This window comes from Bradyrhizobium septentrionale, assembly GCF_011516645.4.
Taxonomy (GTDB): domain Bacteria; phylum Pseudomonadota; class Alphaproteobacteria; order Rhizobiales; family Xanthobacteraceae; genus Bradyrhizobium; species Bradyrhizobium septentrionale.
Genome location: NZ_CP088287.1, coordinates 1 through 22708 on the forward strand (window position 1 = coordinate 1; position 22708 = coordinate 22708).

A 22708-nucleotide genomic window follows, 5' to 3' on the forward strand; every position below is an offset into this window, starting at 1 on the left:
TCTCGGACCGGCCCAAACTCAATCAGCTAACCTCCGCCCAACAATCGTCGTTCTCATAAATCCGCACGCTCTCGCAATCAGGAATGCGCTCAAAGAACCAACTGGCAATGATCTCGGCGGTCGGGTTCTCCAGTCCTTCGACATCGTTGAGAAGTCGATGATCGACCAGTTTAATCAACGGCCCCACCTCGGCATCCATCTCAGCGAAGTCCTTCACGAAGCCCCTACCGTCCAACCCTCCCTGCATCACGACTTCCATGCGGTAGTTGTGTCCGTGTAGATTCTTGCACTTGTGGCCATCGGGTAGATTGGGAAGGCGATGAGCGGATTCGAACCTATAGGTGCGCCCAATCCGCGTTGTGAGAACGACATCATCGCCGTCACTCCGCGAGCGCCTCTCAGAAACAATGCGCTGGGAAGAAAAGTGCTTGTTCATGGTATCCCCATAAGCTTGTGCGCCTGAAGAATCACTCTCCAGAGCAAATTACTCAGGCAATAGGCGATAGCCAACTCCGTATCTCATTTGCGGTAAGGCCCATGCGAACCGGCCGCACCTCACAAAAGGCATCGCCGGACTAATGCGGCGGTCGCGCAAGCGAAGGCTGCAAAGGAAGAGCGCAAGACCGCGCGCACGACACGGTGCGCGGATGCCCAGCAGTCGTGACGGCGTAGACAGTAGGACTCCTCCCCCGATGCCCCGATTGCGCTAAAAAACCGCCGAAGAAGGAAGAATTCCTAATAAGCCCAGCCGAATTTTGTGACCACCTGCGTTTAACCCCAATCCATGCGGCCGGGACGTCAATTCAGGTCCGTTTCGAGCTGCGAGGTTGTGTTTTCGGACTTGGGCAGCAAAAGCGGAGTCCGTCTGGGACGAGAGCTTGCGTGCCGGACAGAGGGTCGCGACGGAGCAACGACAATCGAAAGTTCAAGTGTCGATCATCCTCACCTTTAGCACAATCTCGTCGTTGCCTTCCCGTTGCACCGGGACAACGTCCATTACCCGTCGTCGCTCTGGACGCACGGACCAGACGCTGCTGAACAGCGTCTAGCAGTCACTCGTGTCAGCTTCGCGTGAGCGTCCCTTGCCCCGAATGTTTCGGCGCGCCCATTGACACCAAACGCCACTTGCCGGATCGTGTTGAGCGAGCCGACCCATTATTAACATCAAAAGTTGTGCAACGCACGCAAGCTGATCGCGAGAAGGCTGCAGAGCGCACGCGAGCAAAGACGATTTTAAGGCCGCCACGGAGAGCCGAAGTGAGTCCTCCTCTTTCGCACATTTTCGTACTCATGCTCGAAAATCGCTCGTTCGATCACATGCTCGGCTTCTCGGGCATTGTCGGAACGGACGCTGTCACCGGCCGGCGACGTTCGGTCAACGGACTTACCGGGTCGGAAGCCAACCAATATCAAGGACGAACCTACCCGGTCAGCCACCCAGCCGATTCGGCGATGGCTGCCGATCCCGGCCACGAGTTCACGGATACGGTCGAGCAGCTCTGTGGACCGACGGCAACTTACCCGCCAAGCGGCAGCTATCCGCCGATCAACAACAGCGGGTTCGTCGCCGACTACGCCGCGCATGTTAGAAGCAACGCGGGCGCCATCATGAAATGCTTCTCGCCGGATCAACTGCCAGTCTTGACAAAACTCGCCTCGACCTTCGCTGTTTGCGATAGCTGGTTTGCCTCAATTCCAGGCCCTACGTTCCCAAACCGATTCTTTGCCTGCGGCGCTTCGTCCGGCGGACTCGACCACAGTCCGACGTCGTGGGAACTGTTTACGTGGGAGACCGTCTCCGGGTTTCAGCTGCCCCATGGCTCGATCTTCGATGCCCTCGGGGCGAAGTTCGGTTCGGGATGGCGCATCTATGCTGGCGACAATCTGCCGATGGCGACCGCGCTCAAGAACATCCACCATGCGAATGTCACGCCTTACGCTTCGTTCGCCAATGATGTAGCCAACGCAAATTACCCTTGGCTCTATACCTGGATCGAACCAAATTACGGCGACGTTCCTGGCGGCACATACAAAGGCGGCAACTCCCAGCATCCTCTCGACGGAGTGACTGCTGGCGAAGCGCTGATCAAGTCAACTTACGAAGCAATTCGAAATTCGCCCCATTGGGCCACCGCCCTCCTCATTATCACCTGGGACGAGCACGGCGGATTCTACGACCACGTTATTCCGCCGCGGGCAGTCCCGCCCGGCGATACGCAGCCAGGCTCCAAATACAATCAATTCGGTTTCACTTTCGCTCAGTATGGCGTTCGCGTCCCAGCAGTGGTGGTGTCGCCGCTGATCCCGCCAAATGTCGTCGATGGAAGGCTTTATGACCACGCCACGATCCCGGCGACCGTCGAGGCTGCATTCGGCATCAAGCCGCTGACGGCACGAGACGCAGCAGCCAATACGGTGCTTCCTTTGCTGTCGCTGACACAGCCGCGCGACTGCCCGAAACGATTGCCAACACCCGTTCCCCTCGAGGCGCCCAGAGTTCGGCAGCTCATGCCGCGGCCGACCGATACGGTCAACAGCGGCAATCTGCCAGGCGTCCTCCTTGCGGCGGCGCGACTCGATCAGGAGCTCTCGCCGCCCTCCGAGGTGCAGGCGATCCTTGCGAAGGTCCAGTCCATCCAAACGCGGGACGACGCCCAGCGGTACCTGGACGAGGTCAACTCGAAAGCCGAAGCCGAGAAAGCCGATGAGCAAGCCCGTTTTCGGCTGTTGCGCCGAAAGCCCAGGAAGCGGAGCACGAAAAAGAACGCAACCTAATGAAAGGAGGTCAAACATGCGGGCAAACACGAAACTCCTTATTAGCACCGGCAGTCTTTCAATCTTGATTGGTCTCATGGCCAACCCGGGGCCCGTAAGCGCCGCCGAACTTATTGACATGGTCGCGTCCCGGCCATGCTCGGCGATCGCGGGTGATCGCGTCGGCGCCTCCGGCAATTGCAGCGCTTCCGCCGACCACAAGAAACTGGCAGTCACGCTGACGGCAAAGCAGATCGATCTGAACAAATCACCTGGTGACGCCGGCTCTGTCAGCTTCGATCTGCCCGACGGCGTCACCTTTCCCGGCTCTGAAGCCCGCCGGATTTCGGTCGATGGCTTGATGCTCTACAATGATGCTCTCGCTCCCGAAGTCTGGCGGGTGAACCCCGGCAGCACGCTCGAGATCAAGCTGGTCAACCACTTAAGCGCCGGCGAAACAGGCTCCACGAACCTTCACACGCACGGGCTTCTTGTTACGCCAGACCTCGACACCAAGGGCGCAAAGGCCCTCGAGCCGGTCGGCGACACCGTTTACGTTTGCACGATTCCGGAGGGTGAGAGCACGACCTCGCCGAGCGCCAAGAACTGCGCGGCTCACGGCGCCTACTACGGCAACACAACCTCAGAAATGAATTACCGGATCGCTTTGCCGTCGGATCATCCAGAAGGCCTGTTTTGGTATCACCCGCACGTCCACATGAATGCGCGCACGCAGGTCGGCGCTGGCCTCTCCGGGCTCATCTTCGTCCAGGGCGCAACCGGCAGCGCCAGCGGTGGCGCGCGCGTAACAAGCGGCGCTCAGCCAACCGAACGCTTCCTGATGCTGAAGGATCACCAGATCGGTTCGGTCTCGGGAGGCGATCCGGCGACCCTCAAAGCCAGCTTCCTGCCGGTCGGAGACCACGATGCCGGGCTTTGCGGCGCCGGAACGACGGTGCGCGGCACCTGCTTCGCCGACGACAAGGGCTGGCTCTTCACCGTAAACGGCCAAGTTTACCCGCACATCACAGTCAAGTCGGGCGAGCGCGAGATTTGGCGGATCGCCAATACCAGCGCCGACATGACCTACGATCTCGCGCTTGTGGCCAAAGACAGCGGCCGTCCGCTACGCATGCAACTCCTAGCGCGCGACGGCATTGCTGCAGCCCAGGAAGGCGCAGATTCCGCCATTCTCGTCGAACGTGTGCTTATGATGCCAAGCTCTCGCATCGAGGTGGCCATCGATCGCGTCGCCAGCGAAGGCCTGTTCGACAGCGGCAAGCCGCTGGAAGCGGTGTTGAAGACGTACGGCTATTACACGGGTGGCGACGCCTGGCCGGCGGTCGAGCTTGCGAGCGTGAAATTCGAAGCCGCTCCGGCTGCGATCCCGACGGCGAGGCCACGGGTTGTTCCCCATCACGTGACGGCCGGCGTTCCTTCGGTGACAAAGGCCTTGGAGCCGCTGCGGGTGTCCGCATGGACTCCGTCCGCGTCGCCAAACACGGCCGCACCGCCCGCGCGTGCGGTTAAGGGAGACGCGCGCGCACCAGGGCCCGACCCGGCTTTCGGCGGCGATCACATGTTGCACGCCGGTGGCGTCAACGAGCATCCTTTGCCATTGCCCTCCGTCGAAGAGTGCAAACCGCTGCTGCCCGGCGAGGAGCGCCTGATCGTCCTTGCGATCGAAAAGCCGGACAAAGATCACGAGTGGTTCAAGATAGGCGCAACGCGCGCAAAACGGCGGCAAACTCTGACCAAGTGCAGCGCCTTCTGCCGTCTTGCGACACCAGCACCCGAAGTGGCTGTCGTGACTTCGCGGTCCTGACCATGCTTGTTCGCCTGGGCTTGCGGGCAGGCGAAGTCGCCAAACTGCAACTTGAGCACATCGATTGGCGAGCCGGCGAGATCGTGATTGCCCACAGCAAAGGCAATCGCACCGAACGATTGCCATTGCCAGCGGATGTCGGCGAAGCAATTGCGGCTTACTTGCGTCACGGCCGTCCCGCAAGCACGCAAGGCCGCACAGTGTTTGTACGGATCACAGCTCCGCATCATGCTCTCACCACTGGCGCGGTAACGCAGATTGTTCGCCACGCTGGCGAACGGTGCGGCTTTGAACCGATCCATGCTCACCGGCTGCGTCACACCGCGGCGACTCTGATGCTACGCGGCGGGGCATCGCTGCCCGAGATCGGACAACTTCTGCGTCACCGCAACGCTATCACGACATCGATTTACGCCAAGGTCGATCGCGATGCTCTGCGATCGATCGCCCGCCCTTGGCCGGGAGACGTCGCATGAACGCTCTCCGCAAGGCTCTCGTAGACTATTTTGCGGTTCGCCGCGCCCTCGGCTTTAAGCTCTATCGAGCCGAGAAACTCCTCGGTCAGTTTCTCACCTTCGTCGAGGATCGCGGCGAAGACCATCTAACAACCAAGACGGCGCTCGCTTGGGCGGCACTCCCTCAGGGCGGTCGAACCTGGGCGTTTGCCCGACTTTCCGTTGTTCGCCGCTTCGCCAATCACCTGCGCGGGATCGATCCCGCGACCGAGGTGCCCCCGACCCACTTGCTGGTGCAGCAAAAAGGCCGAGCCACCCCCTACCTATACTCGGAGGCGGATATCGCGGCCCTCCTCGCCGCAGCCGGGACGCTGCGGACGCCGCACCGAGTGGCGACATTTCGGACATTGATCGCTCTGCTTGCAGTGACCGGAATGCGGGTTGGGGAAGCGATCGGCCTCGACCGCGACGATTTTGACTCCGTCGTTGGACTACTCACCATTCGGAACGCAAAGTTCGCCAAGTCTCGCCAATTGCCGCTGCATCCGAGCACCGTGGCTGCACTGGTTGATTATCTGCGTCGAGACGACCGTCCGGCAAACTCGTCGAATACGCCCGCACTGCTGGTCACTACGGTTGGCACCAGGTTCGGCTACATGGGCGTCCAGCCTGTCTTTCGTCAAATTGTGGAGGTCGCCGGCCTCAAGCCGCGCTCTGCCTCATGCCGTCCGAGGCTGCATGACCTGCGGCATGGATTTGCCGTCAACACCATCCTTGATGGATATCGAGATGGCCGGGAGCCGGGGAACCGGATCGCGTTGTTGTCGACCTACCTCGGCCACGTCGATCCTGTCAGCACATACTGGTATCTTTCAGCTGCGCCGGAGTTGCTGACGCTGGTTGGTGATCGTTTGGAGCGGCACCTCGGAGGTGCCGCATGACCGCACTTGCCCCAACCCTGCAAGCGTTCTTCACGGAACGCCTGATCCGCCAGCGCCAGGCTAGTCCCCATACACTTGCGGCCTACCGGGACACGCTGCGGCTGCTGCTGATCTTCGCGTCCGAGAGGAAAGACGTCGAACCATCGAAGCTAGACATCGACGATCTTGATGCGCCGCTCATCGGCGCCTTCCTCGACCATCTTGAGAAGCAGCGGGAGAATAGTGCGCGCACTCGCAACGCTCGACTCGCCGCCGTCCGTTCGCTGTTCCGGTACGCAGCGCTTCGACATCCCGAGCATGCCGCCATAATCGAACGCGTGCTTGCCATTCCGCGCAAGCGTTTCGACCGGAGGATCGTCACTTTCCTGATCGAACCGGAACTCGATGCGCTGTTCCGCGCACCCGACCGCTCGACCTGGACCGGGCGGCGCGACCATACCTTGCTTACGCTCGCGGCCCAAACGGGCCTGCGTGCGTCAGAATTGATCGGCCTTCGCCTCAGCGATGTTCATCTCGGCACTGGCGCCCACGTCAGTTGCATGGGGAAAGGACGGAAGTTGCGGATCACACCGATTACCTCGGGCATGGTCGCCCTCCTGCGTGTTTGGCTCGCCGAGCGCGCCGGTCAGCCGGCGGAGCCACTTTTCGTCACCCGATCGGGGACGTCACTGAGCCGTGACGCCGTCGAACATCGGCTCGCCAAATACGTTCAGATCGCCACCCGCGCCTGTCCGTCGTTGGGACAGAAAACCATCAGCATGCATGTGTTGCGTCATAGCGCCGCGATGCGATTGCTTCGGGCGGGAATTGAAACTTCGGTGATTGCACTTTGGCTCGGCCATGAGCAGGTCGAAACCACCCACATCTACCTACACGCTGATATGGGAATCAAGGAACGCGCACTGGCCGCGACAGATCCAGCGGTAGCCACTCCCGGTCGTTTTCGACCGAATGACAAGCTTCTCTCATTTCTGGAGGCACTGTGATTATGCCGACTCCAAAGCAGCGATCGCCACCGTCAGAGCCCGTCCTGAGCCAATGGTCGGCATAATCCAGAAGTCGGCATAATCTCTACTCGATCACCACCAACCAGGCCGCCATCAGCGCGCTGTTCCGCGTCGTCAACCGGTATGTCGGCAATCTCGCGCCGATGCCCGGCGTATTTCCGGACTACAAGGCGCCGATCATCCGGACGGGCGCCGAGGGGCGCGAGGTTGCGACCGCGCGGTGGGGCATGCCGTCGTCGTCGAAGGCGCTGATGGACGCCACCAAGAAGCGCGCGGAGAAGCTGCAAGCCAAGGGCAAGGCGGTCGACTTCAAGGAATTGCTCCGGATGGAGCCGGATTCGGGAACCACCAACATCCGCAACGTAAAGTCCAAGCACTGGACGCGATGGCTGGGTCCGGAGCACCGCTGCGTGGTGCCGTTCAACTCGTTCAGCGAGTTCAACAAGGCCGAGGGCGGCGACATCTGGTTCGCGCTCGACGAGACCCGCCCGCTCGCCTGCTTCGCCGGCATCTGGACCAACTGGACGTCGGTGCGGAAGGTCAAGGAGGGCGAGACCGTCAACGACCTCTACGCCTTCCTTACGACGGAGCCGAACGCCGAGGTCGGCGCCATCCATCCGAAGGCGATGCCGGTGATCCTGACAACGCCCGACGAGGTAGAGACCTGGATGACCGCGCCGGCCGACGAAGCGCTGAAGCTGCAGCGCCCGCTGCCGGACGGGGCGCTGCGGATCGTCGCGCGGGGCGTGAAGGAAGATCCATCAAACCCGATCGTGCCCGGATGATCAGCATCTCGAAAGCCGGCAGCATGCGGTCACCGGTCATCATCGTGGTGGTCGAGCTGGCGAATGCCTTCCGCTAACAAGCGGAGGCTCCGTGAACGACGAATCCCCGACAAGATGGCTCGATCCGATCTCCGAAAGCGCGTTACCGTCGAAATCCCACACTCGTCGTTGACCTGCGGGGATGTAGGTTGCTACCGAGAGAGTCCGCAACCATTGTTTCCGCCGATGCCAACCCCCGCCACCGAACAGCAGAAATGGCTCGACGAAGTCCGGCGCGCGCTGGAATTCGCTGAGGAGAACGTCGGAGCCGACATCGTGGCGACGCGGAACGCGCTCTACGCGCTCTGGCGAGCCATGGATGGCGCCCCGGGTACGACGCGCGACCTCTTTCGCCGGTTCGACGAAGACACGCTCGTAGCTGACGCCGCTGGGCTGAGTACGAATGGGCTTTTTTCTGGAATTCCCCTGACGGCGGCCAATCAGCTTCAGCGGAAGGAGCTTCTGTACGCCCTCGCGGTCCGGCTGAGATGTGTCGAAGACCTGCTGCACGAGATGATGGACGGTGTGCCCATACGGAGCGAAGCCCAGTGCTTGGCGACCTACGAGGGCCGCGAAGGATTCGTCCTCCTGCGGCAGCCCCGCCACCGGATCGCGAAGACCCGCCAGACCTTCCGCAAGCGCGGTCTCCGCCGATCCAGCATCTTCCCGCTGAACATCGGCGACTATCGCGTAAAGCCGCTGTTCTTCGAGGATCCGCGCGCCCGCGACCGGATGATCGCGCAGCGCGACCTGTCGCTCGGCGCCGGTCTGTTCGAGGGTCTGAGCTTTGATCTCGGTCACGATGCTGGCGGCTTCTTCGTCAAGGGCGTCACCGCAGGGAATCAGATCGACGTTATCCGGGACGATCTCGCTTCGGCCTCGAATTCGGGGTGCGACGGCGTCGTCTACCCGGAGCTCACCGTCACGAGAGAGACGCTCGGCGAGATTGAAACCAGGATCGGCGGCGGAGACTGGCGGTCCGACCTCAGTTTCCTCGTTCCTGGCTCGCTGCATGAAGAGGTCGGCGGGCAGCGTTTCAACATCTGCTCGATTCTGAACGGGTACGGCGGGAAGATCGGGGAACACCGGAAGCTATTCCAATTCACCGACGGTGCGAACGATGCGGAATCGATCGAACTAGGCATTGAGCTTCCCGTGCTCATCCTGCCGGACGCGACGATCGCCTTCGGCATCTGCCTGGACTACTGCGTCTCCGGCGAAGATCCACCTTACGAGGATCTGGACGTCGACTACTTCCTCGTTCCCTCGTGCGGCAACGGGACGACTATGGAAGGTCATATCGACCGGTCCAAGAAGTACGTCGACGTACGAAAGACGAGAACTCTGGTGGTGCAGCAGTTCTTCGACGAACGCTGCGTCGGAGATCCGCCGATCGGATATGTCCTCTGCCGCCGAGACGATACTAGGCTGACGGTCCCGCAGACCGAAATGCGGATACGATGGGGCATTTACAATATTTGAAGATACTTTACACCTTGGCGGACGGAAGTGGTCTCCTATATTAAAGTTTCTTCAAGCGTTTGCTGCCATGAATGCCCTACGCGGCAGCTAAGGTGAGCTAAATCAATGACATACGCGACTGGATCAAGCGAGATGGACCGCCTATTGGATGGCGTGTCATCGGCTCAGGCGGATCCGGACGAGGTGTTTCCGCGTCTCCGAAGCTGCTATGCGCTTCTGTCCGATAAGGAAAAGAATGTCGAAGTCGCGCACGAGGCAGTCTACGCCGCCTTGCGCAGTGCGGTATGGGCGTTCATTTCGAGCGGAGATAGCGGCCCCCATCTCAACCGATGGATGGACCTCGTGCTGCGCGTCCGTCAGTTCATGCGCGTCCATCGATCCGGGATATCCGAAAGACTGACGACGCTTTCGGACATGCTTGAACAATCCGCGAATGCCGCGGACCAAGCCGGACGGCTGAAACTTGGCAAGAACCATCTGCTCGTCCTCGATCTGCTGCAGCAGCGACGGGGCGAGGCCGCACGCGCCGACCTCGCGAAGGAAACTGGCCTCAAGGACTCCAACCTTTCGCACGTCCTCTCCAAGCTCGCGGCCTTCGGACTCATCGACAGGATCCCGGTCGGACGCGAAGCCACCATCCGGATCACGGACAAGGGACGGAAAGCTATCTCCGGCCGTCAAGAGCTGGAGAGGCAGGGTAGAGAGGATCCGCCGGCGTTCTGCGACTGGATCCCGTATCCGATGGCGCTCGCCGACATGCGCGGCTCCACGGTCAGATGCAACGAAGCCTTCGCCCGGCTGCTGCAAGCCTCGCAGGACGGACTCGAAAAGATGCCGGTGGAGATCCTGCGGCAAAGCCTGGCTGCCAGGATTCAGGACGAGGAATTCGGCGAGCTGACCGACTCCGACGGGTGCGCACGTCGCGTGATCGAGGCGTCGGAGGGAGACCGGACGTTCTGGCTCGCTGTCGACGTTGACATGTATCGGCGCAGGATCGACGAACTCGAGAAGAGAGAGAGCGTTCTCGCGCACGAATTGACCGAAGCGAGATCTCTCGTCGCGCCACATGCGGGCGTTTCCCGGGCACGCGACGACTTCGCCCGGTTCTACGCCGACGCTCCGCAGTACGACTTCGCCGGAATGGTGAAGCAACTGACGCCCGACGTCATGACCTCGGTCAGTTCAATCGCGGCGGCCTCCCGATTGCTCTTCGAAAGCAAGTCTCTCAAGGGAGACGAGCGAAGCTATTGCGCGGCGATCGTCAACAACTCCGACCATCTGAAGAACGTTCTGGGCGGTATGATCGCGGTCGCCGACGCCGATCCGTTCGCGCTGGTGGTCGTACCTTTCCGCCCTCATTCGATCGCCTCGGAGATCGTAAAGAACTTCGCGTACTCCTCAAAAGCGCATGGCTACACGATCGCGACCGTCCATTCCGACGCGGACCACGAAATGATGGCCGACCCGTACGCGTTCAAGGCGGCTCTGCAAACGACGATCGCCGGCGTGGTCAAGGTCCTACCCAGGGGGGCGAACGTCGGAATCAAAACGGTGACGCGCGAGCACGGTATCGAAGTCGACATCGTCGCCGATGTCGTCGGCACGTCCGGGCATATCCTACCCTTGAACGCCTTGGCCCAGTGTCAGGCTTACGTCTCCAGCTTCGGAGGCACGTTCGATCAGGTCGAGTACCGCAAGGGCTCCATCTGCACGAAATATCTGTGGCCGTCGGAGCGACGACGAATACGATAGACGAGCGACCTCGCCGCCTCGATGCCCCCTCGCGTCACGTACTGACGGAACAGGGCCAAGCGTCGGCGAGCTTTAGATCCGACGGCCGGTCGAGCGAAGGTTCTCCATCAGCTGCTTGAACGCCGCAGATCGGGCTCGGTATTGCTCGTCGGTTTCGCGCCTCTCCCGAGCGGTCATGCTCGTTTTGCCGACGCGGTCGATTGCGATCTCAGTCCTTCAGGCCGCCACGATCGTCGGACGCAGCACGTTCAAGAGTTCGCCCGGTTTCACCAAGGCGCTGGCCGGCAAGCCGACAAACTCGGGCTTGTTAAACAATTCGATGATCCTGACGTCGCTGGAAGCGAACACGGTGAACCAGAGGCCGCGGTGGAACTGGACGACGGCCGCGACGACCGTTCGCGCGTCGCAATTGTAGCGATAGGCGAACTGGTCTGCCACGTTCTTCCGGCCCTGCCGTAGGGTTTCGTGCACCGGCACGATGCGCAGGCGAGCATCAAGGTGCTCCTGCGTCATGCCGCCATTGAACGCGAACTGACACCAGACCCGGCCGTGAAGCGGAAGGGCGCTTCCGACATGCTCACGATAGAGCGCCATCGCCAATTTCGCGCCATAGACTGAAAGATTTGCGTTCATTCGGGGGCCGTCGGCATGAACTCTGACGACCCGTTTAAGAAGCCCGAAATCGGTTGTCCGAAGCCACTCCGAGCGCGCCTTGTCCGGCCGGCTCATCTCGTCCCTGACGCCAGGCGCGTGAGCATCGACCGCGGAGACGAGCTTGCGCATCTCCTCGGCTTGCCAGCTGCCTACGTCATTGTCGGGGTGTATGCGTGCCATCAGCGCGGCCACCGCATCCGCCCCGCGGGTGCCGTTGTTGCATGCGCTACATGCGGCGTACTCCATGCCGCTGGGGCGCTCCTTGCCCCGCAGCATGCCACGGGACGGCATGTGTTCGAGCGTCTGAGGTGGGCCATCGCAATAGATGCAGCGGGGTTCTGCCGCCAAGATCGCCTGGCGCGAACGACTCCTGATTCTGGCTTCGCTCATGGTCGTTTCGAGGTTCGTCGGGCCACTCGGCAAATCGATGCGAATCTCTACCATATCGGACAATTCGGTGCTTTCGGTGGTGCCCAGCCGAAGTCTGACGCAGTTGACCACGGCCGCTGACAAGGGCGGTCTTCTCGCCAGGACGAGGGCAAGGGAAGGCGAGGTTACCGCCGAAATCTACGCGTTTCTCATGATGGAGCCGAACGCCGAGGTGAAGCGAGTGCATCCGAAGGGCGATGCCGGTGATCCTGACGACAGCCGAAGAGTACGACGTCTGGTTGCGCGCGCCGTGGAACGAGGCCAAGGTGCTGCAGCGGCCGTTGCCGGACGGCGCGCTGCGGATCGTCGCCAGCGGCGAAAAGGAAGACCCGGGCCCGGCGACGTAGCCGGGGGAGACGCGCTGCGGATAAGTGCCGAAAAACCTTCACGAGCAGACAGGGAGACGAACTTGTTCCAACTCATCGAATTGTCCCAGGAGGCCTCGGGCTATGTGCACCTGTCGACCGCCACGGCCTGGCAAGCCTGGATCCGTAAATGTTTGCCCGACGGCCTTGATGAGGACGTGCGGTTGCGTCTGATCTCGAATCTCAAGCACGTCTTGGTCGCGCTGGAGATGAAAGCCGCACTGATCGTTCCGCACGCTAAGAGAGGCAGGCTTCTGTTTGAATCCTACTTCCCCATGCTCGACTTCGAATTCTGCGTCGGCACGTTCTCGGTATGCGAGGGTCTCGGCTCCGCGCTCTGGCTGAGGGAAAACGGATTGGACGGGTCTAAGGCCGAACGCATCGGCATCGAGCAGTGGAAGGCGTCCCTGGAAAAAAGGTTTGACCCCGAGAAGAAGCTCGGCCTCGCCGCGGACGTCGACAGCGTCAAGGGCGTCAGGGACAAGCTTCACCAGGACAAGCTAGGCGCCCGCGAGAACATCGACTGGCACGCGTTCTCATACGACAGGGCGTTCACGCCGGCGGCGCGCGCGATGCGGTCTCTGCTGCGCACGAGCGCCGACGAGGTGCCGAAGGAGACGAACCTGACCGCCGAGTAAATCATGCGTCTCGCCAAACTCAGCATCCGGAATTTCAGAAACTTCCGCGCGATCGACGTCCCGCTTTCCGGGAACGTCGTGGTTCTGGGAGAAAATCGCGTCGGGAAGAGCAACCTGCTGTTCGCGATCCGACTCATTCTGGATCCGACCTTGCCGGACGCGGCCCGTCAACTCAGGCTGTCCGATTTCTGGGACGGCGGTCCTCCGAACTACGACGATCCGATCGAGGTACACCTCGAGCTCGCCGACTTCATGGGAGATCCGGCGCTCGTCGCCCTTTTGACCGACTTCAGAACGCCTCTCGATCCGACGACTGTCCGGCTGAGCTACGTCTTCCGCAAGAAGGCCGGAGTGACTGGCGTCCCGCAGACCAGCGCCGACTTCGACTTCGTCGTGTTCGGAGGTGGAGACGAGACCCGCGCCGTGCCCGGCCGAGTACGCCGGAGGGTCGCGATCGACGTTCTGGACGCCTTGCGCGACGCCGAGACCCAGCTGGCGAGCTGGCGCAATTCGCCTCTCCGTCATCTACTGGAGGAGGCCGTCTTCGCCATTCCGTCGGCCGATCTGGGCGGGGTGGCTGCGGAGCTCGACAAGGCCACGAAGGCGTTGGAGAGCTTTCCGACGATCAAGGCGCTCGAAGACGAATTGAGGGCGGGTATCCTTCACTTGTCCGGAAAGGCGCACGACATCGATGCCAGGCTTAGGTTTGCTCCCTCCGATCCGCTGCGGCTCTTCCGGGCGATCGCGATGTTCATCGATGGAGGAAGACGGGGGATAGCCGAGGCCGGCTTGGGGTCAGCCAACGTGGCGTTGCTCGCGTTGAAACTCGCGGAGTTCGCTTGGCGCCGCAAGAAGAACGACCGGAATTTTTCGCTTCTGTGCATCGAGGAGCCCGAGGCGCACCTGCATCCGCAACTTCAGCGATCGGTGTTCAAGAAATTATTCGGCGGCGTCGATCCCACGCAGGCGCTGATCGTGACGAGCCATTCGCCGACGCTGGCGGCGGTGACTCCCTTACGGTCGATCATACAGCTGAGGGGTCGAAACGGCGCAACGGAAGCGTTTTCGCTGGCGGCACTCCCGGTCGGCGCGGACCAACTCGATGATCTCGAGAGCTATCTGAACGCGACCCGCGCGGAGCTACTTTTCGCCCGGGGCGTGCTCTTCGTCGAAGGCGACGCGGAGGAAGCCCTGGTTCCAGTGTTCGCGCAGTCGATGGGCCGGCCGCTGGACGAACTCGGGATCACAGTCTGCAACGTAGCGGGCGTCAACTTCAGCCCTTACGTCAAGCTCGCTGAGTCCTTAAGCCTGCCTTATGCCGTGATCACCGATTGGGATCCGCTGGACGGATCGAAACCACCGTTGGGCCGAAAACGGACGATCGCTCTTTGGCAAGACATGCTCGAGGTGCGTCGGCAACCCGAGCTGACACCGGTTCAACTTGCGGAGTTCGAGACCAAAACCTTTGCTGAGTTCGCGCCGGCAGCGGCCAATTCGGGCGTCTTCCTGAACGATCGGACTTTCGAGGTGTCGATCGCCAGCACGCCAGCGCTTCTGCATCCGCTCCTCGACATTCTCGACCAACAGGGATTCGGTTCGACGCGAACAAACCGGATTGCCGCTTGGCGCGCCGGCACGTCAGCGGTGGATCCGACGCAGCTGCTCGCCATGATCGCCGATATCGGCAAGGGTCGATTGGGCTCGAGATTGAGCAGGAAGATGATCGGTCTTCCTCCGCCGCAGTACATCGCCGACGCGATCACGAACGTGGCCAACCGTGTCTGATCCCCGCCGTCTTGTCGGAGCGCTCAAGGAACTCGAGGGCAACCCCGAGCAGCTCGCCGCCGCGCGCGAAACCGGGCACTGCGTGGTCTTGGCCGGCCCGGGCAGCGGCAAGACCAAGACCCTCACGACCGCCATGGCTCGGGCCCTGGTGGAGCACGTAGTCGATCCCCGCGGCGTGGCCTGCATCACCTACAGCAACGAGTGCGTCGCCGAGCTTGAGGCCCGTCTGTCGACGCTCGGAATTGGCCCGGGCAACCGCGCTTTCATCGGTACGGTCCACGGGTTCGCGTTGAGCCAGGTCATCTCGCCCTATGCGCGCTGCGTTCCGGTCGGCCTACCCGCGGACTTCAAAGTCGCGACGCGGGCGCAATCACGCGCCGCTGTGGAAGCAGCCCATGCCGCCGTGATCGGTGGCGCCGAAGATCCGCATCGGCGCTGGCAGTTCGCCGTCGAGAAGCGGCGACGCGACGTCGATCGCAGCCGGCCGGAATGGAGGGGGCAGAATCCCGAACTGGCGAACTTCATCGAGGCCTACGAAGCGGAACTGCGAAATCGAGGGCTCATCGACTACGACGATATGCCGCTCCTCGCCTACCGCATGATCAAGGAATACGGGTGGATAGGGGATGCCATCAGAGCGCGCTTCCCGGTATTGTTCGTCGACGAATATCAGGATCTAGCCCGTCTTATTCGTCAGAGTGCGCCTGAGAGGCTGGCGAGCGTGGTGTAAAGCGCTGATGCGGCGTAGGATTCGGTTGCAAAGCCAACCCCATCACCTCAACCGCGAACGCCAGGCCCGCCATGACCGATGATACGATTCTGCCCTTCTCGTTTCCAGCCGTTCACGCCAAGAAAGTCACAGCTGCCTTCGATGGCGGTCGGCTGACCTCGAACGGGGGCGTGATGCTTCTGGCGATGGCCGAGCGGCGTCTCGGCTTGGCCGACAATTTGGCCCGGGTGTTCCCGGATCGGCGCGATCCGACGCGGGTCGTGCACAGCCTTGTCGATATGTTCCGCGCGCGCATGTTCGCGATCTGCTGCGGCTACGAGGACGCCGACGACCTCGATCATCTGCGGTCCGATCCCGCATTCAAGCTGGCCTGCGGACGGCTGCCGGACACGGGTCGCGATCTGTGTTCCCAACCGACGCTGTCGCGGCTGGAGAATGCTCCGCGCCTGCGCGACGTGATCCGACTGACCTACACTTTGGTCGACGCATGGATGGATAGCTACCCGCGCGAGCCGGCATCCGTCACGCTCGACATCGATGATACCTGCGATGTCGTCCACGGCCATCAGCAGCTCTCGCTGTTCAACGCTCATTATGACGAACGCTGCTTCCTGCCGATCCACGTCTACGACACGGAGAAGAGCCGGCCCGTGGCGGTCGTGCTGCGGCCCGGCAAGACGCCGGGCGGCGTCGAGGTGCGTGCCCACCTGCGCCGCCTGATCCGGCATATCCGGACGCGGTGGCACAACACGCGAATTACGTTCCGTGGCGACGGGCACTATGCCCGGCCGGAGGCAATGGCGTGGTGCGAGACCAACGGCATCGACTACATCTTCGGTCTGTCCGGCACCAAGCCGCTCGCCAGAAAACTCGACGAGGCCGCCGACGACATCCGCACGCGACGCGCCATCGAGAACCTGCCGGTTCTGCGTGGCTATACCGAGACGCGCCACAAGGCAAAGTCCTGGGATCGCGAACGGCGTACCGTCGCCCGTATTGAGGCGACGATGCTCGGCCTCGACATCCGTTTCGTCGTCACCAGCCTCGATGTCGGCTCGGCCGAGTGGATCTACGACAGCCTGTATTGCGCGCGCGGCCAAGCCGAGAATCTGATCAAGCTGCATAAGACACAGCTCGCCTCCGATCGCACCAGCTGCCGTTCGGCGCTCGCCAATCAAGTCCGCCTCGTTCTCCACACCGCCGCTTATTGGCTGATGCTGACCGTGCGCGACGCGATTCCCAAAGCCCGGGAATTGGCCACAGCCGAGTTCGCGACGCTGCGTCTTCGTCTCTTGAAACTCGCTGCCCGTGTGGTCGAGACCACGAGCCGCATTCGCCTTGCGTTTGCCGCGGCATGTCCCGAAGCCGACCTGATCCGCGGCTTGCCAGGCGCGCTGCTGCCTCTCGGTCCTTGACCGGCGGGGCGTCCGCCCCCCGTTCGCCCAACCTACACCTCAAGCGCGTTGCAAAGTACGGGTCGGTCAGGCGGTGAAAAGCCGAAGGCAATCCCGCGCGCCTCGTCAGAGCAGATGTGCGGCCACATCAATCGGACTAAAAAAAGCACTCTCACGAATAGGACGGGCTAGGTCACGCGCTGCATGAGCTCGTCCTGCTGCTCTGCTTCGGCGGAGGTATCCGATTGTTCGCGGTCGGCGACGCAGACCAATCGATCTATGGATTCAACGGCGCCAACCCGGAGCTTTTGGCGAGCCTTACGGAGCGCGCGGATGTCCGAACGATCCGACTGCGCTTCAACTACCGGTCCGGCAAGAAAATCATCAGGGCCTCGCTTGGTGCACTCGGCGAGGAGCGCGACTATCGGGAAATCGACGGGGCGCCCGACGGGGAGTTGGCGTTCTACGCCGTCCCGCTCGGTCTGGATCAGCAGGCGCAGACCATCGCCACGACCATCATTCCGAATATTCTCGCGAAGGGCATCCCGCCGGGCGAGATCGCCGTCCTGTATCGGGCGGGTTGGCATGGTGACAAGGTCGCTGAGGCCCTGAGAGAGGCGGACATTCCCTTCGTCCGAGCAGATCCTAAGGGACTGGTTCGACGAGGATCGCGGCTTGCTTGCTTCATAGAGGACTGCGCGCGCTGGGCGACTGGCGGATGGCGGGATGCCGATCCTTCCTACAGCCGCTTGCTCGCACGCGCCTCCGCGCTCGTCTACGGACGCACTGCGAGCGAGCACGAAGTGCAGGAGCTATCGGACCGTCTCATCGTTTTCTTGAATTCGTCCATCGGTAACAGAGAAACCACGCACGTCTGGCTTCAACGATGCGAACATGAGTTGATCGAACCGTGGCAAGCGATCACGCGCAACTCGGAACAGGATTGGGATGTCTGCTCCGAGATGGTCTCGAACACCGATCCAGCGAACGATTTGGACATGCCGCTCAACCACTTCGCCGGACGCGTCGAAGGCGCTGGACGCGCCACCTTGACTACGTTGCACAGCGCGAAGGGACGGGAATTCGACGCCGTTATCATGTACGGCGTCAACTCCGCTGATCTCCCGAACAACAGAGACAAACAGACGCCACATGGTCTTCGCGAGGCGCGTCGACGCTTCTATGTCGGCGTCACACGTCCTAGGAAATCGCTGAGCCTGGTGTTCCAGGAGCATCACCATTCGCCCTGGGTCTACGAACTCGCGCAGCGAAGCTAGGGCTAAGGCGCAAGCTTGCCTGTACGATGCGGAAAGGGAGCGTTTCTGTATCTCCGGTCCATCAGTGCCGCCCGGGGGCGGCCTCGGCTTTGGGCGGGCTTGGTGTCGTTCGCTTTTTCAGCGGCGCTGACTTGGTTGGGGCGACATGGTTGGAGCTTGCCAACTTTTCCTTGATACCCCTGAACAAACCATCTTTTTCGGCGTAGAGCGCTCCGCGCTGTCGGCGGAGGGACTCGGATGAGATCCACACATAGCGTCCGGCCTGCGGCGGGGACGGCAAGAGCTGACGACGACGGGATGCGCTTCTTCGTGCATGCAGGCGTTCACCCCGACCGACCGCTCGATCAACAGAACGAGCATGACCTCCTCTGGATTCGGAAGCCGTTTCTGACAAGCACCGAGGACTTCGGCCGTCTCGTTGTCCACGGGCACACACCGACCGAGAACGGCGTCCCGGACCAGCGCCCAAACCGTCTGAATATTGATACAGGTGCGGTCTACGGGCGAGGGCTTACTGCGGCCGTCTTCATTGATGAAACCATCCGACCAGTGAAATTTCTCACCGCCCAATAGAACACGGCGGACTTTCGTACAGATGAGACATTTCGCGCTGCGCTATCCGTTAAATCTCTCACTTTGATCGCGCAATCCGTCCGTGATTCGAATATCGGAGCGTCCTGCACCACGCTTCTCGACACGCACTTGCACCGCAATACGATCGATCATGGCGGCGACGTGCGTGATGACGCCCACCTTCCGGCCGCGCCCTTGCAATGTTTCCAACGCGTCCACCGCCATATCGAGGGTCTCCGCATCGAGCGATCCAAAGCCTTCATCGATGAACAGCGTATCGACAAACGATGCACGGCCCTCAAGACCCGAGAGCGCGAGCGCAAGCGCCAAAGAGACGAGGAAGCGTTCGCCACCGGAGAGGCTTCGTGTCGCACGGAGCTCGTCGCCCATGTCGCGATCGCTGATCTGCAGCGTTAGGTCGGACGCAGCTCCTCGCGCAAGCAGATACCGTGGGCTTAATGCGCTGAGGTGATCATTGGCCAGCTGGATTAGATGATCGAGCGTGATGCCCTGTACGAATCGACGAAAGCGATCGCCAGTGGCCGAGCCGACAGCATCACTGACGGATTGCCAAATCGCTAGCTCGGCTTTCGCTGTGTCGATTTCTACCGACAGGGTTGTGGCAGCGCGGCGCGCCTCGTCGTCTCGCAACAGCACAGCTGAAAGCGCTCCGGCGCGTTGGTGCAAGCCCCCGATTGCCGTCGTCAGCACTGCAACGGCGGCGGTCAACGCCTCCGCGTCGGTTGTCTCGTCGAACTCTTCAAGAGCCCTGCTGAGGTCGCTCTGGCGCGTCAGGACCGCCGCACTGGCATCAATCAGAGCCCGGTCTATCTCTTTAATTCGCGCCCGCAGCGCTCGGCACACGGCTTGATCGGTGGAAATGAGCGCGGCAACCTGATCAGACGATCGTTCAACACTCTGACAGGCGGCGTTGAAAGCATCTTCGGCCGACGCGCGACGCAGCGTCGCGACCTCCAATGCAGAGACGGCTTCCTCGCAGCGGGCGCAGGCCGCTTGGAACGCGGCGGCGGTCGTGGATTTTGCCTCGCGCGCCGCTGCTAGGGCTTCGCGAGCTGTTCGACGGAATTCGTTGATACGGGTACGGTGACTGGCCGTCGCCTCGCCATCAAGCAGCTTGGTCCGGTCAAGCATCTTCTCGTCTACAACAGAACGACGTTGATTAAGCCGGGCTGCCGACTCCGTCACCTGTTTTCCGGCATGTTCCAGCGAAGCGGCGGCGGCTGCACGATCAGGCGCTAATCGCTGCAACGTCAGATCGAGCTCGCCAACTTGCTTACGCAAGGCGTCGTACTCATGGGCGACCGTCGAGAGGCAGGCGGCCACGCCCTCGGGATCGGCGTCGAGCTGCTCGGCTGTTCTATCCGCTGCGGCGAGAAATGGGGCGATTTCGCGATCGATAGAGCCGAGACGCTCAGCAATATCCGCTCCCCGAACCGTGTGTTCCTTGAACGTCAACTGCGCGGCATGAAGTCTCGATCGCCGTTCCTCGATGTTCCGGATCATCGATTCGATCATCACACCGAGCACGTCGTGCTCTCGCTGCAAATCATCAATCTCTGTCCGGAGACGTCTGGCGTCTGCAAGCGGAACGCTGGCTGCGGTCCGCTCCACGCTTGCTGTCACTGCTAGCGCCGCCAATTCGGACGCTCCTTGCGCGTCCGGTACGATCGGCATACTAGCCACCAATCCCGCCTTTGCGCAGAGGTCTCGCAGCAACGATCTTTGCCCACTATAAACATCCTCGGCCGCAGACACTTGGCTGCGCGCGGCGTCAATTCCTCGCTTTGCCTCGGACTGCCGCACCTCGGCTGCAGCGAGCGCGCGTGTGGCTACGCTAACGCGCAGGCTTGTCGCGTCCAGCGCCGCATCTAGTTCCTGGCGACGGCGGCGGATCGCCGCGACCATGTCGTTCAGCGCGCTGGGGTTTAAAAGATGGGGATGATCTGTGCTGCCGCACACGGGGCAGGCTGCATCCGGGGCCAACATACTGCGCAAGTGGGCCGCCTCCGGCGAGACGGCTTCGTCGGCAAGGTCAGCGAGCGGCTCGATTTCGGCGCGGGCCGTTCGATCGCGGAGTTGTTCGGACTCAGCGACAGCGATCTGGCCGCTAGCCGTGCTTACCTCCTGCGCTGCGGCGGCAAGCGCCGAAACACCGCGAGCCAGATCCGCCGATGCGCGAATGTGCTGCCCACAGACAGCACTCGCCTCACGAACGGCATCAAGAACGCGCTGCAGGCTCGTGTCACGTTCGTACAGCACAGCTTCGTCGATTGCAGCAAGACTGCTTCGGCGGCCGCCGATGTCACGAGTGAAGCCCTCTTTTCGATCGCGATCCACAGCGAGCTTCTCTGAAAGCTCCGCTATTTCGAGTTCTAAGCTCGCCACGGTCCTTCCGACTTCAGCTACGCCGAAGGCCGCCGCGGCGCCGTCACGTTTCAGTATGACCCGCTTGTCTAACAGGGCCGTCGCGTCGTCGAGGCGATCGGCAAGAAGGGCGCAACTAGATTGACCCTTCAGTTGCGCCGTTGCTATGCGGTGCCATTCGGCCGTCTGGGCAAGAGTGTGATCAATTGCTGCGAGCGCATCCACGTGATTCCGAAGGACCGTCTCAGCCTGCTGCGATTTCTCCGTCGCGTCGTTGAACTCGATCCGGGCCGTTGCGAGCTCCGCGTCGAGTTTTTCCGCTTCGCTCCAGAGGGGACCAAAGTGCTTGAAGATGTCTTCCGCGGCGCCGTCGGCCGTGGTCGCGTCCGACAGTTGAGTCGCTGCCGCCTCGTCGATCGCCCGCGAGTCTTCGCGCGCGATAAGCAACTCGCCGAGCCTTGTCGCGGCTGCGACAGCAGTCCACCGGGCGTTATCCAGATCTACGGACAATGGACGGAGCGGTTCGACCAAATCGAGTTCGGCCAAGGAACGATACTCATCCGCAGCGGCCTCACGCGCCGATCCCGCAACCGCTGCTTGGACCTCCGCCTGATTGAGATCGCTTCGGGCGGTAGCGACACGCTTGAAATGATCCAGTCGCCCAATGTCGTGATCGCGCTCTGCAACCTTTTGGGCGATGGCTTCAGCGAGCTGGCTTTGCTCTTCAAGTCGCCGCTGTCTGCCATCGTCGTCGAGAAGGCCGATGTCGCTGCGTGACTGCTCAAGCTGCTCGACACCTCTCCGACGCGCTTCCGTGCCTTCATGAATACGAACCGAGATTGCGGCGTAGATCTCCGTACCGGTTATCTTCTCAAGCAATTCGGCACGTTCGCTCTCGGCCGCGAGCAAGAACGTATCAAATTCGCCCTGGGCGAGAAGCACAGTTCGCCGGAACTGATCGAATGTAAGGTCAGTCCGCGCTTCTACAGCTTCGCGAACCTGGGTCTTACCCGTTGCCACGGCGCTGCCGTCATCAAGGCGAAATAGCGCACGCTGTTCATTTTGGAGCCGTCCATTTGCACGGGCGCGCGCACGATTGGCTTCCCATCGGACGCGGTAGCGCTCTCCATCTTGTCCGACGAAATCCACCTCAGCATATCCGCCGCCGGCCCCGCGGCGCAGGATCGCGCGGCCGTCATGAATGGAGATCGCCTCCCCGCTGGGATCGGGAGCATTCTCCCGACGGCCGATAGAGACACGTGGATATTCGCCATAGAGCGCAAGGCACAGCGCATCGAGAATAGTGGATTTCCCGGCGCCCGTCTCGCCTGTGATCGCGAATAGGCCCGAACCGGCAAGCGGGCCGGCCGCCAGATCGATTTCGAACGGCGCCGCAAGACTAGCCAGATTTGCGCCCCGGATTGCAAGGATGCGCATG

At 61.7% G+C, this 22708-nt stretch carries 17 protein-coding genes and 1 pseudogene; 15 read left to right on the forward strand and 3 right to left on the reverse strand.

What is annotated here, in order from left to right; genetic code table 11:
• Positions 1–22 precede the first annotated feature (22 nt).
• Positions 23–436, reverse strand: coding sequence for a 6-pyruvoyl trahydropterin synthase family protein (locus HAP48_RS49265; protein WP_166218067.1), 414 nt, complete (start codon positions 434–436; stop codon positions 23–25).
• 821 nt (positions 437–1257) lie between these two features.
• Between HAP48_RS49265 and HAP48_RS49270 the strand changes: the two genes are divergently transcribed.
• The 8 genes from HAP48_RS49270 (at position 1258) to HAP48_RS49305 (ending at position 11040) form a co-directional block, all read left to right on the forward strand.
• Entirely contained in the window at positions 1258–2775 is a 1518-nt protein-coding gene (locus HAP48_RS49270; protein ID WP_166218070.1) for an alkaline phosphatase family protein, read from the forward strand.
• Between the two features lie 16 nt (positions 2776–2791).
• Positions 2792–4579, forward strand: a complete 1788-nt coding sequence (locus tag HAP48_RS49275) for a hypothetical protein (RefSeq protein ID WP_210293369.1) — start codon at positions 2792–2794, stop codon at positions 4577–4579.
• On the forward strand, positions 4513–5055 hold the full coding sequence (locus HAP48_RS49280) for a site-specific integrase (protein WP_234622386.1): 543 nt from the start codon (positions 4513–4515) through the stop codon (positions 5053–5055). Before HAP48_RS49275 ends, HAP48_RS49280 begins: the two co-directional genes overlap by 67 nt.
• Positions 5052–5975, forward strand: coding sequence for a tyrosine-type recombinase/integrase (locus HAP48_RS49285; RefSeq protein ID WP_166218073.1), 924 nt, complete (start codon positions 5052–5054; stop codon positions 5973–5975). The genes HAP48_RS49280 and HAP48_RS49285 overlap by 4 nt, the downstream gene beginning before the upstream one ends.
• Positions 5972–6961 carry a tyrosine-type recombinase/integrase gene (locus HAP48_RS49290; RefSeq protein WP_166218076.1) on the forward strand — a complete coding sequence of 330 codons (990 nt, stop codon included), beginning with the start codon at positions 5972–5974 and terminating at the stop codon, positions 6959–6961. Before HAP48_RS49285 ends, HAP48_RS49290 begins: the two co-directional genes overlap by 4 nt.
• A gap of 92 nt (positions 6962–7053) precedes the next feature.
• Positions 7054–7767, forward strand: a complete 714-nt coding sequence (locus HAP48_RS49295; protein ID WP_166218136.1) for an SOS response-associated peptidase — start codon at positions 7054–7056, stop codon at positions 7765–7767.
• A gap of 225 nt (positions 7768–7992) precedes the next feature.
• The gene (locus HAP48_RS49300; protein WP_166218080.1) at positions 7993–9288 is read left to right on the forward strand and encodes a hypothetical protein; all 1296 of its coding nucleotides are present in this window, start codon (positions 7993–7995) and stop codon (positions 9286–9288) included.
• Positions 9289–9420: 132 nt separating this feature from the next.
• A complete protein-coding gene (locus HAP48_RS49305; protein ID WP_176399286.1) occupies positions 9421–11040 on the forward strand; it encodes a DUF7343 domain-containing protein in 1620 nt (539 codons plus the stop codon).
• A 216-nt stretch (positions 11041–11256) separates the two neighbouring features.
• Here the strand turns inward: HAP48_RS49305 and HAP48_RS49310 are convergent, their stop codons facing one another.
• Positions 11257–12207, reverse strand: a complete 951-nt coding sequence (locus HAP48_RS49310; protein WP_166218087.1) for a hypothetical protein — start codon at positions 12205–12207, stop codon at positions 11257–11259.
• A gap of 22 nt (positions 12208–12229) precedes the next feature.
• Between HAP48_RS49310 and HAP48_RS49315 the strand changes: the two are divergent.
• The 7 genes and pseudogenes from HAP48_RS49315 to HAP48_RS49345 form a co-directional block, all read left to right on the forward strand.
• Positions 12230–12470 (forward strand): annotated as a pseudogene (locus tag HAP48_RS49315) (SOS response-associated peptidase); the annotation flags it as partial.
• Between the two features lie 62 nt (positions 12471–12532).
• On the forward strand, positions 12533–13126 hold the full coding sequence (locus HAP48_RS49320; protein ID WP_175619906.1) for a hypothetical protein: 594 nt from the start codon (positions 12533–12535) through the stop codon (positions 13124–13126).
• 3 nt (positions 13127–13129) lie between these two features.
• Positions 13130–14911 (forward strand): ATP-dependent nuclease, encoded by a 1782-nt coding sequence (locus HAP48_RS49325; RefSeq protein ID WP_166218090.1) that lies wholly within the window; start codon positions 13130–13132, stop codon positions 14909–14911.
• A complete protein-coding gene (locus HAP48_RS49330; protein ID WP_166218093.1) occupies positions 14904–15641 on the forward strand; it encodes a UvrD-helicase domain-containing protein in 738 nt (245 codons plus the stop codon). Before HAP48_RS49325 ends, HAP48_RS49330 begins: the two co-directional genes overlap by 8 nt.
• 71 nt (positions 15642–15712) lie before the next feature.
• On the forward strand, positions 15713–17056 hold the full coding sequence (locus HAP48_RS49335) for an IS1380-like element ISBdi2 family transposase (protein WP_166204320.1): 1344 nt from the start codon (positions 15713–15715) through the stop codon (positions 17054–17056).
• Between the two features lie 197 nt (positions 17057–17253).
• A complete protein-coding gene (locus tag HAP48_RS49340) occupies positions 17254–18312 on the forward strand; it encodes a 3'-5' exonuclease (RefSeq protein WP_224497284.1) in 1059 nt (352 codons plus the stop codon).
• A 297-nt stretch (positions 18313–18609) separates the two neighbouring features.
• Positions 18610–18885: a metallophosphoesterase family protein gene (locus tag HAP48_RS49345; RefSeq protein ID WP_166218096.1), complete on the forward strand. Its 276-nt coding sequence runs from the start codon at positions 18610–18612 to the stop codon at positions 18883–18885.
• 42 nt (positions 18886–18927) lie between these two features.
• Here the strand turns inward: HAP48_RS49345 and HAP48_RS49350 are convergent, their stop codons facing one another.
• Positions 18928–22707, reverse strand: coding sequence for an AAA family ATPase (locus HAP48_RS49350; protein ID WP_166218099.1), 3780 nt, complete (start codon positions 22705–22707; stop codon positions 18928–18930).
• Position 22708: the final 1 nt, after the last annotated feature.